The sequence below is a fragment of the Mesorhizobium sp. M1E.F.Ca.ET.045.02.1.1 genome (assembly GCF_003952485.1).
Lineage (GTDB): Bacteria > Pseudomonadota > Alphaproteobacteria > Rhizobiales > Rhizobiaceae > Mesorhizobium.
The window spans coordinates 2502647-2517973 of the sequence record NZ_CP034447.1; the positions used below are offsets into that span (position 1 = coordinate 2502647).

The following is a 15327-nucleotide window of genomic DNA, read 5'->3' on the forward strand; positions in this document are numbered from 1 at the left end:
ATTGCCCGAATTTGGCACGGCTAACGGCTTTTTGTCCAGCTATATTGAATGAATGTTCAACAAATTGTGTTGCTTTTTCCCCTTGATGGGCTAGGCTTTCCACGCATTTCTGGGCCTGCATGACCGAAAGGGCCAAAATCGGCTTTGGGGCTAAAAGATCGATGATCGAAACGGCTGACGCCGAGCCGGAATATGACGATACCGCCATCCGCTTCCTCGAAGCGCTCTGGGGCGACGGCTATCTGTCGCCGGGTGGTCCCGAAGAAGTCGACCGCGTGGTCGAAGGCCTGGCGCTCAAGGATAAGACGATCCTCGATATCGGCTGTGGCGCCGGCGGCATCACGCTGCATCTGGTCGCGCGCCATGGCGCGGCGCATGCGACCGGTTTCGATGTCGAGAGGCCGGTGATCGAGACGGCAAGGCGGCGCGCCGCCACGCAAGGTCTCGAAGACCGCGTCCGCTTCGTCCAGGCGCCGCCGGGGCCGCTGCCTTTTGCGGACACTTCCTTCGATGTCGTCTTCTCCAAGGACGCGCTGTTGCATGTGCCGGATAAAGACGCGCTATTCGCAGAAATCTTCCGCGTGCTGAAGCCGGGCGGCGTGTTCGCCGCGTCGAACTGGATGATCGGCCATGACGGCGAGCCGTCGCCTGAGATGAAGGCCTATGTCGCAGCCGAGGGGCTCTCCTTCGCCATGGCTTCGCCGGCGCGCTACGCCGAAGCGATGCGGCGCGCCGGCTTTACCGACATCAACATACGCGACCGCAATCCATGGTACCGCGAGGTCGCGCGAGACGAATTGGCGCGCCTGAAGGGGCCGCTTTATCAACCCGTCGCCGCTGCGGTCGGCGCGGCCTATGTCGACAAGAACATCCGGACCTGGGAGGCGATGCAGAAGGTGCTTGACAGTGGCGAGCACCGCCCCACTCATCTGCGCGGTTGGAAGCCGGTTGGATAGCCGGCGATGCTGGAGACCGTCACGCTCATGAAGACTGCAGAGGCCACCGACAACGCCGCTGAATCCCTGCGCAAAGGCGATGCCGAAAAGCGCGGCCGCAAGGCCTCGAAAGAGGTCCGGCAGCTGCAACTGATCGAGGCGACGATCGATTCACTGGCCAAGCGCGGCTATGCCGAAACGACGATGGCCAATGTCGCGGATGGCGCAGGCCTGTCGCGCGGCATCGTCAACTTCCATTTCGAGAGCAAGGAAAAGCTCCTGATCGCCACGCTGCAGCACATGTATGACGAGTATTCGGCGCATTGGCGCACAGCCTTGCAGAAGGCGGGCGACGATCCGGCGCGACAATTGCAGCATCTGGTGTGGGCCGATTTCGATCGATCGATCTGCAACAAGCGCAAGCTCGCGGCTTGGCTCGCCTTCTGGGGCGAAGCCAAGTCGCGGCCGATCTACCAGGCGCTGAGCAGCTCGCGCGACAATCACTACCAGCAGGTCTTCATCGATCTCTGCACGACGCTCAAACAGAGCGGCGGCTATGCCTATGAGCCCCAGGCCATCGCGCTGGCGCTCAGCGCCATGCTCGAGGGCCTGTGGCTGCGGCTGATGATGGGGACGGAGGACACCACGCGCGAGACCGCACTGCAGGCGACGAACGCTTTTTTGGCCGCCGCCTTCCCGAAACACTATGGCTAGCAAAAGCCGGGGGTTCGCAACAGCCGGCCTACAAGACCGGCAAGACCAAAAGAGGATGGAACAGCATGAAGAATCTTAGCCGACGTCTGACTTTGACCTTGGCGCTTGGGAGCGCGATCGCGGCTTCGGCGGCGGCGTTCGCCGTCGCCGCCGACAAGGACCTGACAGTGTTCGACTGGTCCGGCTACGAGGACCCGAGCTTCCACGGCAAATATATCGAGAAGAACGGCGACTCGCCGACCTTCGCCTTTTTTGGCGACGAGGATGAGGCTTTCGAAAAGATCCGCTCCGGGTTCAAGTCCGATCTAGGCCATCCCTGCTCGCAAAGCGTGGTGAAGTGGCGCGAAGCGGGACTGCTGCAGCCGCTCGACACTTCGAAGATCACCGGCTGGAAGGACCTCAATCCCGGCATCATGGCGATGAAGGCCCTCGCCACCACGCCCGACGGCAAGGCCTGGTTCATGCCCTGGGACTGGGGCGACACCCAGCTCACCTACAATTCCGATAAGATCGCCGAAAAGGACGTGCAGTCGCTGAAGACCTTCGCCGATCCGAAATACAAGGGCCGGGTCTCGATCCCCGACAATGTCGACGACGCCTATGCGCTGGCCAGTCTCGCCATCGGGTTGAAAGATTGGACCAAGATGACGGACGCTGAGTTCAGCCAAGCGTCCGACTTCCTGCGCCAGGTGCACAAGAATGTCCGCTCCTACTGGACCGACACCACCGACATCGTGCAGCTGCTCTCGGGCGGCGAAGTCGACCTCGCCTGGGCCTGGAACGATGCGACGGTGCAGTCGGTCAAGGCCGGCGTGCCGATCAAGTCCAAGAAGGACACCGACGAGGGCATTTCGACCTGGGTGTGCGGCTACGTGCTGTTCAAGGACGCGCCCGGCAACGTCGACAAGGCCTACGACTATCTCAACGCCGTCAACAATCCGGACGTCGCCAAGGTGCTGGTCAAGGACTGGGGCTACGGCCAGGCCAACGCCAAGGGCATGGCCGGTGTCGACCAGGCGGTGCTGAAGGAAAAGGGCTACGACAACGTGGAAAAGTGGGTCGACAAGACGCTGTTCCAGCAGCCGCTGCCTTCCGAGCTCAAGCTGAAGATGATCGCCGAGTTCGAGAAGATCAAAGCCGGCTATTGAGCCCAGTTTCGGTCGCTGCCTGTTCCGTCTGCACAGTGGAGCAGGCAGGCTCGCCAAAGCCTGGGAATTCTCCTAACCTCGTTCGCAATGTTCGCGATGGGGGAGTTCTTGCGCCATGATATCCATGCTTCGCAGCCTTGCCTTGGCCGCCGTCGTTACCGTTGGCGCGGGGGCCGCCTATGCGCTCGCCGAGGGCGGCGGCGATCTCGTCGTCTTCGACTGGTCGGGTTATGAGGATCCGCTGCTGCATCCGGCCTATACCGCCAAATACGGCGCCGAGCCGAGCTTCTCCTTCTTCGGCGACGAGGACGAGGCGTTCGAGAAGATGCGCGCCGGCTTCAAGGCCGACATCGCCCATCCCTGTTCGCAGAGCGTGGTGAAGTGGCGCGAGGCCGGACTGCTGCAGCCGCTCGACACATCGAAGATCGCCGGCTGGAAGGACCTCAATCCCGGCATCATGGCGATGAAGGATCTGGCGACCACCGCCGACGACAAGGCCTGGTTCATGCCCTTCGACTGGGGCAACACCTCGCTGCTCTACCGCACCGACAAGGTGACGGCGGACGAGGCGCAATCGCTGAAAGTCTTCGCCGACCCAAAGTTCAGGGGCCGCGTCACCATCGGTGACAATGTCGATGACGCCTATGCGCTGGCAAGCCTGGTCATCGGGCTGAAGGACTGGACCAAGATGACCGACGAGCAGTTCAGCCAAGCTTCCGCCTTCCTGCGCGACGTGCACAAGAACATCCGCTTCTATTGGACCGACGACACCGACCTCAACCAGGCCTTCACCGGCAACGAGGTCGATCTGGTCTGGGGCTGGAACGAGACCTATGTGACGCTGAAAGGACAAGGACTGCCGATCGAGATGAACCGCAACACCAAGGAAGGCCTGTCGACCTGGGTGTGCGGCTATGTGCTGATGAAGGACGCGCCGGGCAAGCTCGACCAGGCCTATGATTTTCTGAACGCCGTCAATGCGCCCGACGTTTCGGAGTATATGGTGAAAACCTTCGGCTACGGCCACGGCAACAATGCCGGCATGGCGGCGATGGACCGGAAGCTGCTTACCGACCGCGGTTTCGACAATCTCGACAAGTTCCTCGACAAGACACTGTTCCAGCAGCCGCTCGCGCCGGAGCTCAAGCAGCGGATGGTTGCCGAGTTCGAGAAGATCAAGGCCGGCTATTGAGCAGTAAGATCGAAAGGACCGACGTCATAGTCGTCGGCGCCGGCTTCACCGGCCTGTCGGCTGCGCTCGAATTGAAGCGCGCCGGCGTCGATTTCCTCGTCCTGGAAGCACGCGACCGCGTCGGCGGCCGTGTGGAAGCCACGCGAAACGGGCTCGGTGAGCTGATCGACAGCGGCGGCCAGTTCCTGTGCGAGGACATGCCGGAACTGATGGCGTTGGCCAAGGCGCGCGGCAAGACATTCGTCGAGACCTATGTCGATGGCGAATTCATTACCCACCCATCGATGTCCGTCGAGGAAGCCGAGCGGACCTACCGGATCGCGATGGCGATCCGCGAGCGCATGAACGGGATCGAGCCGGACGATCCCTCGATCACCGGGCTGACCGTCGCGACGTGGCTCGAACGCCAGAAGGACATGGCCGACGCCAAGACCGCCTTCCGTTCGATGATCGAGGGCCTGTGGTGCCTGGCGCTGGACAAGGTGCCGTTATGGTACCTGATCGACAACGATCGCCGCATCACCAACGAGGTGTTCGAGCTGCAGTATTTCTTGCGCGAGACCATGCAGTCGCTGGCCGACGATCTGGCAGGTGACCTCGGCGACCGGCTGCGGCTGGGCGAACCGGCGACACGGATCGAGCACGGGCAGCAAGGCGTTCGTATCGTCTCGGCCCGCGGTGTGATCGAAGCACGCAAGGCGCTGATCGCTCTGCCGCCGGCGACGGCGGCGAAGCTCGAATTCGCGCCCGCCTTGCCGGCGGAGCTTGCAAAGGCTCTGGGCGTCTGGGAAAGCGGCGCGGTGATTAAGATCCTGGTGCGCTATGCCAGACCATTCTGGCGCGAGCGGGGTCTGCGCGGCATGGTCATGTGGCGCGACCAGCCGGGGCTGTTTGCCTGCGATGGCAGCAAGGATCTCGACCATGCCGCGCTTATCGTCTTTGTCGGCGGGCCGCTCGCGCTGCGCTGGCACGAACTGGGCCAGCCGGCGCTGCGCGCCGAGGTGACGGCGAGGCTGGTGAAAGCGCTCGGCCCGGAAGCGGCGGACATCGTCGATTTCAACCTGCGCGACTGGACGCATGACCGTTGGAGCGGCGGCGCCTACAGCGACCTCATCATCGACGCCACGGCGAGAAACGCCGAACGCACCATCCTTGCCGGCGCGCCGCCGGTGCATTTCGCGTCGTCGGAAGTGTCGCCGTCCTTCCCCGCCTATGTCGAGGGCGCGATCGTGGCCGGGCGCATCGCCGCCGGGAAGATCTTGGCTGATCTTCAGTCCGCCATCGCCACCAGCGCTTCGGGATCGTAAGCGAGGCGGATCGGCGCGCCGACCGGAATGTCGTCGGCGCCGAAATCATTGGTCTCGGTCACTGAGAGCGGTTTTTCCAATCCCGGAATCTCGACGATCAGATGCGTGATCTCGCCGAAATAGTGGCGCTCGACCACTTTGCCGGCGACCTCGAACTTTGCTGTCGCATTGTCCCACAAAACACGCAGCCGCTCCGGCCGGATGCCGAGCGTCGCCGCGCCGCCGTTGCGTATGAAGGCTTTCGGCTTGTCGGTTTTCACGCGGCCGAAGCCAAGCGTGTCGACAACCAGCGAAGCGCCGTTCTCCTCAACGATCTGAGCTTTCACGAAATTCATGCCGCCGAGGAAGTCGGCGACCTGGCGGTTGACGGGACGCTGGTAGATTTCCTTCGGCGAAGCGACCTGGGCGATGCGGCCGCCGAACATGACGGCGATGCGGTCCGACATCGCCAAAGCCTCATACTGGTCGTGAGTGACAAGCACGAAGGTGATGCCGACGGCCTGCTGCAGGCGGCGCAGCTCGACCTGCATCTGCTCGCGCAGCTTCTTGTCGAGCGCCGAGAGCGGCTCGTCCAGCAGCAGCACCTTGGGGCGCATGACCAGCGCGCGGGCAAGCGCGACGCGCTGACGCTGGCCGCCGGAGAGTTCGGTGGCGCGGCGCTTGCCGAGGCCGGTCAGCGACACCTGCGCCAGCGCCTCCTCGACGCGGCGTTTTTCTTCGCCGGCATGCAGCTTCAGGCGCTTCAGCCCATAAGCGACATTCTGCTCGACATTGAGGTGCGGGAAGATCGCGTAGCTCTGGAATACCATGTTGGTCGGCCGCCGGTTGGCGGGGATGCCGTCCATCGGCTGGCCGTCGACGGCGATCGAGCCGCTGGTCGGCGTGTCGAAGCCGGCGATCATGCGCAAAAGCGTGGTCTTGCCGCAGCCGGAAGGCCCGAGCAGCGAGAAGAACTCGCCTTCCCGGATGTTGAGCGAGGCATCGTCCAGCGCCTTGAAGGTGCCGTAGCTGCGCGTGACGTCGCGGATCTCGATCATGGTGCGTTCCGATTGGGTGCGCTCGGATTGGACCCGCTCAAGCATAGAGGCCTCCCTCGCTCTGGGTGCGTCTGGCCGCCCGGCGGCGCAGGATTTCGGCAAAGGTCATCAGCACGAAGGACGCCACCAGCAGCAAGGTACCGAGCGCCAGAACGCCGGGCAGCTTGGCCGCGAAGCGCAGCTGGCCCCAGATGTAGATCGGCAGCGTCGCCTCGGTGCCGGTCAGGAAGAAGGCGATGATGAACTCGTCGAGCGAGATGGTGAAGCAGACGAGCAGGCTGGAAATGATGGCCGGCGCCACCATCGGCAGCGTCACCCGCCGGAAGGTGCCGAAGGCGCTTTCGCCGAGATCGGCGGAGGCTTCCTCGAGGCTGCGGTCGAAACCTTCGAAACCGGAGGTCAGCACCGTCATCGAATAGGGGATGCAGACCAGCACATGGCCGAGCACCACGGTGAAAAGCGACAGGCTGAGGCCGAGCTGCAGCATCACCAAGAGCATCGAAATGGCGACGATCACCTCGGGCAGCACCAGCGGCGCCATGATCAGGCCGTTGATGGTGCGGCGGCCGGGATAGCGGTAGCGTGTGATCGAACGGGCGGCGAGGATGCCGAGCACGGTCGACAGGATCGAGGCCGAGACGCCGACCAGAAGACTGTTCCAGGTGGCGTCGATCAGCGCCGGCGTGCGCGGCAGGTCCTCATACCAATGAAGCGTGACGCCGGAGAGCGGGAATTTCGGCGTCGCCGCGGTGTTGATCGAGAAGATCGGCAGGAAGATCACCGGCAAATAGAGAAAGGCGACGTGGAGGATGGCGTAACTCGTGAGCCAGCTTGGCAGGAAACGTCGCATCGCCGTCATCGCGCCAGCCTCTGGATAGCGCGGATGATCAGCACGGTGGCGCCGGCCATCAGCGAGACGATGACCATGGTGGTGACGGAGAGCGCAGCACCCAGCGGCCAGTTCGACGCCTTGCCGAACTGCGCCTGGATAGCGTTGGCGATCATGACGCCGTCCTTGCCGCCGACCAGCTTCGGCGTGACGTAGTCGCCGACGGTCGGTATCATGACGATCAGCGCCGCCGAGATGACGCCGGGCGCCGACAGAGGCAAGGTCACGCGCAGGAAGGAGCGCAGCGGCCCGTCGCCGAGGTCGGTCGCCGCTTCGACAAGCGTGCGGTCGACCTTCTCCAGCGAAACGAAGATCGGCAGGATGGCGAAGGTCGCCCAGGCATGGGTGAGCGTGATGATGACGGCGCTGGAATTGTAGAGCAGCGCCGTCGACGGCTCGTCGATGATGCCGAGCCCCATCAGTCCGGAATTGAGCACGCCGTTATAGCCGAGGATCACCTTCCACGACATCACGCGCAAAAGGTAGCTGGTCCAGAACGGGATGGTGATGAGGAAAAGCCAGAGGCTCTTGTGGCGGCCGCCATGGAAGGAAATGAAATAGGCGATCGGATAGGCAAGAGCCACGGTGAGCAGGCTGACCGTCAGCGAGATGTAGAGCGAGCGCCAGAGCAGGTCGCGATAGATCGGCTCGGTGAGCGCGATCCGGTAATTCTCCAGCGTGAATGTGTGATCGATGGTGAGATAGTCCTGCGTCCAGAAGGAATGGGCGATAACGACCAGGATCGGCAGGACGAGAAGGATGAGCGCGTAGAGGAAGGTCGGGCTGATCAGCGCAAAGCCCTGGACGGCTTCCGATTGCAGAAGGGGGCTTCGTCTGGCTCCCGCCACGCGGAGCGGGGGCGACCCTTCCGCGGCAACCGTCATTGCAGCGCTCCGGGCGTGATTTCGGTAGCTGGCTCGGACTGTCCCGCCATGCGGCCTTCCCATTCGTAGCGCCGGCCGCCCGTTCCCGATTTATGCTTGGAGCGCGATGGCTCCGTGGCTTGCCGGCTTTCTTTCATCATGAGCGTATCCACCGATTGAAATCAAGCGCTATTTCTGTAATATTGATTGAACGAACATTCAAAATGAAGTGATGAAAAGCCGAATTTCCCTGGTTTTCCGCGCTGTTTGATGTGCGACGAAATTTCTGCAACCCGATGATGTGAGGCGAAGATGGCGGCTCAAAGCAAGATCAAGGCAAGCGAACTCATCGGGCCTGGCGATGACGATGCGGTCGAGCTCGCCAAGCGCCATCTCGTCCAGCCCTGGCCCTATGCCGGCTCGGTCGGCGCCGAGGCGCGCACGCTGATCGGCGAGGGCGACGGCATCTACATCACCGACGCCTCCGGCAGGCGCCTGATCGACGGCCCGGCCGGCATGTGGTGCATCAATGTCGGGCATCGCCGCGAGGAGCTGGCGAGGGTGATGCTCGACCAGGCGATGGCGCTCTCCTACAACACGCCCTGGTATACGATGAACGCGCCCTCGGCCGAGCTTGCGCGCCGCATCGCCGATGCGGCGCCGGGCGACCTCAGCCACACCTTCTTCACCACCGGCGGTTCCTCGGCGGTCGAGACGGCGCTGCGCTTCATGCAGTTCTACAACAATGTGCGCGGACGGCCGGAAAAGAAGCTGATCCTCAGCCGCGGCGGCGCCTATCACGGCTCGACCTATCTGTCGGCTTCGCTCAACGGCCGCCCGCGCGATCACGACTGGATGGACGGCGCAAGCGATCTCGTGATCAAGCTTTCCTCGCCCGATCCGTTCCGCCGGCCCAAGGGCATGAGCGTTGCCGCCTTCACCGACTTCCTGGTCGATCAGTTCCGGGACACGATCGCGCGCGTCGGCGCCGACCGCATCGGCGCCTTTGTCGGCGAGCCGGTTCAGGCCTCGGGCGGCGTCATCGTGCCGCCGGACGGGTATCTCAAGCGCATCTGCGAGATCTGCCGCGAGAACGACATCCTCTATGTCTCGGACGAGGTGGTGACCGGTTTCGGACGGCTCGGCCATGTCTTCGCCTCCGGCGACGTGTTCGGCATCGACCCGGACATGATCACCTTCGCCAAGGGCGTGACATCAGGGTATTTCCCGCTCGGGGGCGTCATCATCTCAGAACGGCTGCTGGAAGAACTGCGCCGCTCCAATCATCCCGACGCGTTGTTCGGCCATGGCCTCACCTACACCAGCCATCCGATCGGCTGCGCGGTGGCGCTGAAGAATCTCGACCTGCTGGAGGACGGTGTGCTCGCCCACACGCGCGAGATCGCGCCCTATTTCCAGGCGCGACTGAAGACGCTGGAAGAGCTGCCGCTGGTCGGCGAGGTGCGCGGCGTCGGCCTGATGGCTTGCGTCGAATGCGTGGCCGATCGCGAAAGCAAGGATCCGCTGCAGCTCGACAAGGATGTCGGCAAACGCATCGATGCGCATTGCCACGAGCTCGGCTTGCTGGTGCGGCCGCTCATCAACATGTGCGTGATGTCGCCGCCGCTCATCATCAGCCGCGAGCAGGTCGACGACATGGTCGCCATCCTGCGCGAGGGTATTTCGCGGACTATGGATGATTTGCGTAAAGAGGGGGTGTGGCGGGGGTGATTGGCCAATCTCCCCTCTTGAGGGGGAGATGTCGCCGAAGGCGACAGAGGGGGTCGTCTCACGTAGAGTGCCTGCGCCTTCCGCGACGACAGAGGGCGTCGGCGTTCTACGCGCAGCGACCCCTCTGCCCTGCCGGGCATCTCCCCTCAAGGGGGAGATTAGCAGCTTCTACCCCCTGGACCGCAGCGCGTCGTTCAATCCCCACATGTCCTTTTCCTCGGGCGCCGTCTCCAGATTGAGCACCGGAACCTGCCTGCGCAGGTGGTCGTGATGGGTGCGCACACCGTATTCGAGGTCGGAGAGGTAGAAGCCTTCGAAGGCTTCGGACAGCATGGATTCGTTCGACCACACCGAAAGCTGCACATCCTCGTTCATCGTGTCGCGGTCGATGCGGTAGGCGAGGTAACGCGCCGCCGCCTGCTCCCTGGTCTCGTCCGGATAGCGATAGACCGCGCCGCGCAGCAGCGTCTCGCCGGTAGACAGCGGGAACTCCTGATAGAACTGCACCGATTCCGGCATGATCGACAGCGCATTGTTGGGGAAGATGCCGTAATAGATCCAGGCCCGGTGCAGGTGCTCCGGCAAGTGCGCCGGCTCGGGCGCGATCTTGATGTACTGGCCGACGCTCCAGCGCCGTCCGGCATGCGGGTTGTAGGTGGCGAAGGACCGCGACACGCCATTGACGAAGGGTTCGTCGAAATAGGTCGCGCCATAGAGGTCCTGCAGCGCCGGATGCGCCATGGCGACGTGGTAGCCTTCATTGTCGACGTCGCGCACCGACTTCCAGTTGACCGGCGATTTCTGCGTCCAGATTCCCCAGGACGGCACCATGTCGGCAACGCGGTAGTGAGCGATCTCCGCCTCGATCGGCTTCAAGAGCTCGGCTACCGAAGGCTGCGGGCCACCCTTGCGGAAACGAATGAAGATGAAGCCCATCCAGATTTCGAGGTCGAGCGGCATCAGGCCGAACTCGGTCTTGTCGAGCTCGGGGAAAGAGCGCGGGCGTGCCGCGCCGCGCAGCGTGCCGTCGAGATTATAGACCCAGCCGTGGAACGGGCAGACCAACGCGTTCTTGCAGGTGCCCCGGCTGTCGGCGACGACGCGACTGCCGCGATGACGGCACATGTTGTTGAAGGCACGCACGACGCCGTCCTTGCCGCGCACGATCAGCGCGCGCTCGCCGATAACGTCCATGGTCAGATAATCGCCTGCATTCGGCACGTCGGAGACGTGGCCGGCGATCTGCCAGTGATTGCGGAAGACGTATTCCTTCTCGAGTTCGAGAAGCGCGTTGGAATGATAACTCCACCCCGGCAAGCCCCGCCGGTCCCAATCGTTGGGGATCGCCACGTCACGGAGGTGCGGGTTCATCAAAATGCTCTTCTTTTGTTGAATGATCATTCAATAAAAGCATATTTTATATTGAAATGCAATGGCTTGTGGAAATATGGAAAATCAATGGCGATGGGTTTTGCCCCGCCTGGGCCGAGAAGCCCCGGAAAATCCGGGCCTTAGTCAGGGATGTGGAACAGCGGTTCCGGCCGCGGATTCGGGCGTTGCGAGAGGGTTCGTTTCGGCACCTCCCGCGCTCCGGATGACCGCGACGGCCATAGCAATTCGGCGCCTGTGTGAGGTCGCTTACAGTCCGCCGCATCCGACAGGCGCATGTGTTTCTTTCGTGAACCAGAGGCGGCTCGCCGGTCCCAAGCAGGAACAAAGGCGGCGGCCCTGTTTCAATCCTGTTACACGGCCGATCGCACCCAATCATTCGGCTGTTACCTGGCGCGATTATGTTCGTTTCATAAGGAAAAGAAAGATAACGAAGGGAACAGCCGATGTTTGCGAAAGTCCAGACCACCGACGCCAGCCGCCGCATTTACGGCCCGGAGCGCAATGATCGCCGGCCGAAGCTCGCGCTGCGCCAGCGCGCCAGCGATCATCCGATGGCGATGTTCACGCTGCTCGGCGCCACCGCCTTTGCCGGCATGGTGCTTGCGCCGGCCGCGGGTCCCGCTTTCGCTTCGATCAATCCCCCGGCCAACGTCGTGGAGGGCGCGCCGACCACGCTCAAGACCGCGCGCCTGCCGCAGCCGCAGATCGAGTTCGCCTGCAAAGGCCAGAACTGGGGCGCCGAAAGCCCCGAGTGCCTGCGCGCCATCGCCGAGCAGTCAGGCCAGCACAGAGCCCGCGCGGTGCGCATGATCGCCAACGCGGCGCCGCTCACCAACACACCGAACGTTTTTTAAGGCTCCCCTGAGCGCACCCTCCGCGCTCCAGTCAGGCTCCCGCCGCAATGTCGGTCGGGAGCCTCTTTTTTTGGAATATGTGGCGATTCAGGTGAGGCCGGCCTGCGAATGGCGGCTTCCTGCGCTCCCGGCCCTCGCCGGCCGAAGCCGAAGCACTCACGAGTCGCCGCGCAGTCGAGGCTATGGCCGGCGTAGGCCGGTACTCGCGTACTTGAATGTAAGCTCCGTTTCGGTTCTCGGAAGCCATCGTTCTCCACTCGGCCTGACTTGAATCGCCACATATCCCTGGCACGCCGGATTCAGCCTTCCACGGCCGCCGCCTGATCGGCGATAGCGGAGAGGACTCCGCGGACGTCTAGTGTGGAGAATGGCTTCTCCAGGATCTGCGGGCGCTGGTGCGGCGGCAGCGCCTCGATCTCAGCCTTGGCGCCGATAAGGTCGCCGGTGACCAGCACGAAGCGTTGCGCCAGTCCCGGCCGTTCGGCCAGCAGTTCGCGATAGATCGATATGCCGCTGGTGCCCGGCATGCGCAGGTCGGAAAAGACGATGTCCGGCGGCATCTGCCCGCTCAGCACCTCACCGGCCGACGTCCAGCTTGCGACGACGCGCGATTTCACCGCCATGAGCTCCAGTATGTCGGAGAGAGAAGCGGCGACGTCGGGCTCGTCGTCGATGATCAGCGCATGGCGCAGCCCGCTCGAGCGTGCCGGACCTTCGCCGGTCTTTGCCGTATCGCCGGCGATCGCCGGCAGTTGGACGACGAAGCGCGCGCCGTGCGGCTCAACCTCCTCGAACCAGATGTTGCCGTTGTGGCGCTCGACGATCGATTTCGAGATCGAAAGGCCGATGCCGGTACCGACGCCGACGGGCTTGGTGGTGAAGTAGGATTCGAAGATGCGTGAGCGGATCGCCTCGGGAATGCCGGGCCCGTTGTCCTCGACGGAGAATCCGGGATTGCCGCGCTCGCTGCGAAAGGTCCGCACCTTGATGTGCCGCTCGCCGGTGGCTCCAGCCAGCGCATGCTGGCTGTTGATGAGGAAGTTGGCCGCGACCTGCGTGACATGGTCGGCGTCCGCCATGGCGAGCAGCGGGCCGTTGGCGAAGTCGGTGTCGATGATGATGCCGCTGGAGCGCGCGCCATAGGCGGTAACCTCGAGCGCCGAGCGCATCACCTGGTTGAGGTCGGTTTCGGCCTGCTCGGTCGGATGCAGGCGCACCATCGACAGGAAGCTCTTGACGATGCGGCCGCAGCGTTCGGCGGCCGCGCGCACCTTTTCGGCGCGCACCTTGGTCTGCGGGTCGGTCGCGAATTCATGCAGCAGGGTCGATTGCGCGACCACCACCGCCAGCGGGTTGTTGAGCTCGTGCGAGACGCCGGCGAGCAGCGAGCCCATCGCCGCCATCTTTTCGTTCTGGTGCAGCTTCTCGCGCTGGCGGTTGATCTCTTCTTCGGCGTGCAGCTTCTCGCGCAGGTCGCGGATCGAGCCGAAGATCAGGCGGCGATCGGCAACCCGCATCTCAGTCGCGGTCAGTTCGATCGGGAAAATCTCGCCGGCCGCGTTCTGGGTCACGGTCTCGAGCCGTTGGCCGACCATCGGCGCGCCGCGGCCCGCCATATACTCGGCGCCCGACGCATAGCCCTTGCGGTAGTAGTGCGGAACGATGGTGTCGAGCAGGTCCTTGCCGAGGATATCGCTGCGCGGGAAGCCGAACATCTTCTCGGCGGCCGGGTTGAATTCGATGATGAAGCCCGCCTCGTCGATGACGATGATGGCGTCGAGCGAGGCCTGCAGCATGGTGCGGCGGATGACTTCGCTGGCATGCGCCTCGGAGGGCGAGTGCTCGATGGCGTCGCCGATAGCGAGCGCGATGATGTGCAGCGTCGCCTCTTCCTCGTCGGTCCATTCGCGTTCGGCGACGCAGTCGTTGACCGCCAGCGTGCCCCAGAGATGGCCGTGGGCGAAGACCGACACGGAAATGAAGGATTTTATGTTCTGCTTCTCGAAATCGGCCCTCAGGAAACCATCCAGATTGCGGGTGTGACCGGCAAAGACCTTGCCCTGGCGCTCGTCCTCCTGCAGCCGCTCCAGCAGCGGATCGGAGTTGATGATCGACTGCATGATGACGGTGGGCGATGCCAGCTCGCCGCCGAATTCAGGGTCGATCCAGTAAGCCGAGACGGATTGCGCAAAGCCCTGGCCGGGCAGTTCGCGCAGACGAAACAGAATGCCGCGCTGGCAATCCATGGCCCGGCAGAGCGTTTCCAGCATGCCGTCCATCTCGCGCTGCCAATCGCCCGCCTCGCGCAAACGGCGAACGACGTGGACGGCCGCCATCGCGGCACCCTGGCGGGAGCCGTGCATGTCCATCCGTGCGGCCTCAGCTGTCATCGTCGAACGTCATCCCGGAGCCATATCGGTAAACCATGAAATCCGGCACACAAGCCCCGAAAATCGATCACGGTTTTGCGGGGGCGTGCGCTCAATCGGAATGCTACAGCGTCTTTCACGTATCCGGAAGGATGCGCGGGCCGGAGTCAATTGCCGTCGCTTGTCGGCAGCGAGAAGATATAGCCTTCGCCGCGTACGGTGCGCAGGAATTTCGGGTTGGCCGGATCGGTTTCGATCTTTTTCCTGAGACGCATGATGCGGATATCGACCGCGCGCGACGATTCGGGATCTTCCACGAAGCCGATCGCCTCCGAGATCGCCGCCCGCGTCAGGAGCCGGTTGGCGCGGGTGAGGAAAACCTCCAGCACGTCGAACTCGCTCTTGGCCATCTCGATGACCGCGCCGTTGGCGCCGGTGACCAGCCTGCCGTCGAAATCGGCCTGGAAGCCGCCGAAGTTCATGAAGCGGCGCGTGCCGGCCTCGGCCTTCGCGGCCTTAGGTGCTGCCGGCTGCGGCACGCGGCGCAGCACGCTGCGGACCCTCGCCAGCACTTCGCGCAATTCGTAGGGCTTGACGATGTAGTCGTCGGCGCCGAGTTCCAGGCCGACGATGCGGTCGAGCGCGGTGCCGGCGGCGGTGGCATAGATGATGCCGATCTGGGTCTTCGAACGCAGCCAGCGGCCGAGCGACAGGCCATCCTCGCCGGGCATGGCGATGTCGAGTATGGCAAGGTGGAAGGACTGCGCCTCGAGCAGGCCGCGCGCCGCCGCGGCATTCTCGGCCGTGGCAACGTCATAGCCGTTTGCCCCAAGATATTCGGCAACCGCCTCCCTCAGGTCCGGCTCGTCCTCGACGACGATGATGCGTGCCTTCAC

The 15327-nt window shown here is 63.5% G+C and carries 13 protein-coding genes; 7 read left to right on the forward strand and 6 right to left on the reverse strand.

From position 1 onward, the window contains the following. The first annotated feature begins 161 nt into the window (after positions 1–161). From EJ070_RS12185 to EJ070_RS12205, 5 genes are all read left to right on the forward strand, one after another. Positions 162–956, forward strand: coding sequence for a class I SAM-dependent methyltransferase (locus tag EJ070_RS12185; protein WP_126091585.1), 795 nt, complete (start codon positions 162–164; stop codon positions 954–956). Positions 957–962: 6 nt separating this feature from the next. Then, positions 963–1649: a transcriptional regulator BetI gene (gene betI, locus EJ070_RS12190; RefSeq protein ID WP_126091586.1), complete on the forward strand. Its 687-nt coding sequence runs from the start codon at positions 963–965 to the stop codon at positions 1647–1649. A 65-nt stretch (positions 1650–1714) separates the two neighbouring features. Next, positions 1715–2797: an ABC transporter substrate-binding protein gene (locus EJ070_RS12195; RefSeq protein WP_126091587.1), complete on the forward strand. Its 1083-nt coding sequence runs from the start codon at positions 1715–1717 to the stop codon at positions 2795–2797. A 115-nt stretch (positions 2798–2912) separates the two neighbouring features. After that, entirely contained in the window at positions 2913–3989 is a 1077-nt protein-coding gene (locus tag EJ070_RS12200; protein WP_126091588.1) for an extracellular solute-binding protein, read from the forward strand. Then, positions 3986–5296, forward strand: a complete 1311-nt coding sequence (locus tag EJ070_RS12205) for a flavin monoamine oxidase family protein (protein ID WP_126091589.1) — start codon at positions 3986–3988, stop codon at positions 5294–5296. Before EJ070_RS12200 ends, EJ070_RS12205 begins: the two co-directional genes overlap by 4 nt. On the opposite strand, the gene EJ070_RS12210 is transcribed toward EJ070_RS12205, so the two are convergent. From EJ070_RS12210 to EJ070_RS12220, 3 genes are read right to left on the reverse strand one after another with little or no spacing between them, the layout of a single operon-like run. Next, on the reverse strand, positions 5260–6333 hold the full coding sequence (locus tag EJ070_RS12210; RefSeq protein WP_126095716.1) for an ABC transporter ATP-binding protein: 1074 nt from the start codon (positions 6331–6333) through the stop codon (positions 5260–5262). The genes EJ070_RS12205 and EJ070_RS12210 overlap by 37 nt on opposite strands. A gap of 37 nt (positions 6334–6370) precedes the next feature. Then, positions 6371–7192 carry an ABC transporter permease gene (locus EJ070_RS12215; RefSeq protein WP_126091590.1) on the reverse strand — a complete coding sequence of 274 codons (822 nt, stop codon included), beginning with the start codon at positions 7190–7192 and terminating at the stop codon, positions 6371–6373. Further along, on the reverse strand, positions 7189–8106 hold the full coding sequence (locus EJ070_RS12220) for an ABC transporter permease (protein WP_126091591.1): 918 nt from the start codon (positions 8104–8106) through the stop codon (positions 7189–7191). Before EJ070_RS12220 ends, EJ070_RS12215 begins: the two co-directional genes overlap by 4 nt. A gap of 291 nt (positions 8107–8397) precedes the next feature. Here EJ070_RS12220 and EJ070_RS12225 point away from each other — a divergent pair, with 291 nt between their 5' ends. Then, the gene (locus EJ070_RS12225) at positions 8398–9816 is read left to right on the forward strand and encodes an aminotransferase (protein ID WP_126091592.1); all 1419 of its coding nucleotides are present in this window, start codon (positions 8398–8400) and stop codon (positions 9814–9816) included. Positions 9817–9984: 168 nt separating this feature from the next. On the opposite strand, the gene EJ070_RS12230 is transcribed toward EJ070_RS12225, so the two are convergent. Next, a complete protein-coding gene (locus EJ070_RS12230) occupies positions 9985–11187 on the reverse strand; it encodes an aromatic ring-hydroxylating dioxygenase subunit alpha (RefSeq protein ID WP_126091593.1) in 1203 nt (400 codons plus the stop codon). 464 nt (positions 11188–11651) lie between these two features. On the opposite strand from EJ070_RS12230, the gene EJ070_RS12235 reads away from it, so the two are divergent. Then, positions 11652–12062 carry a hypothetical protein gene (locus tag EJ070_RS12235; RefSeq protein ID WP_126091594.1) on the forward strand — a complete coding sequence of 137 codons (411 nt, stop codon included), beginning with the start codon at positions 11652–11654 and terminating at the stop codon, positions 12060–12062. Positions 12063–12361: 299 nt separating this feature from the next. Here the strand turns inward: EJ070_RS12235 and EJ070_RS12240 are convergent, their stop codons facing one another. Together EJ070_RS12240 and EJ070_RS12245 are read right to left on the reverse strand one after the other, a co-directional pair. Then, complete coding sequence (locus EJ070_RS12240; protein ID WP_189350496.1) at positions 12362–14452, reverse strand: sensor histidine kinase; 2091 nt, start codon at positions 14450–14452, stop codon at positions 12362–12364. Between the two features lie 146 nt (positions 14453–14598). After that, entirely contained in the window at positions 14599–15327 is a 729-nt protein-coding gene (locus tag EJ070_RS12245; protein ID WP_245464857.1) for a response regulator transcription factor, read from the reverse strand.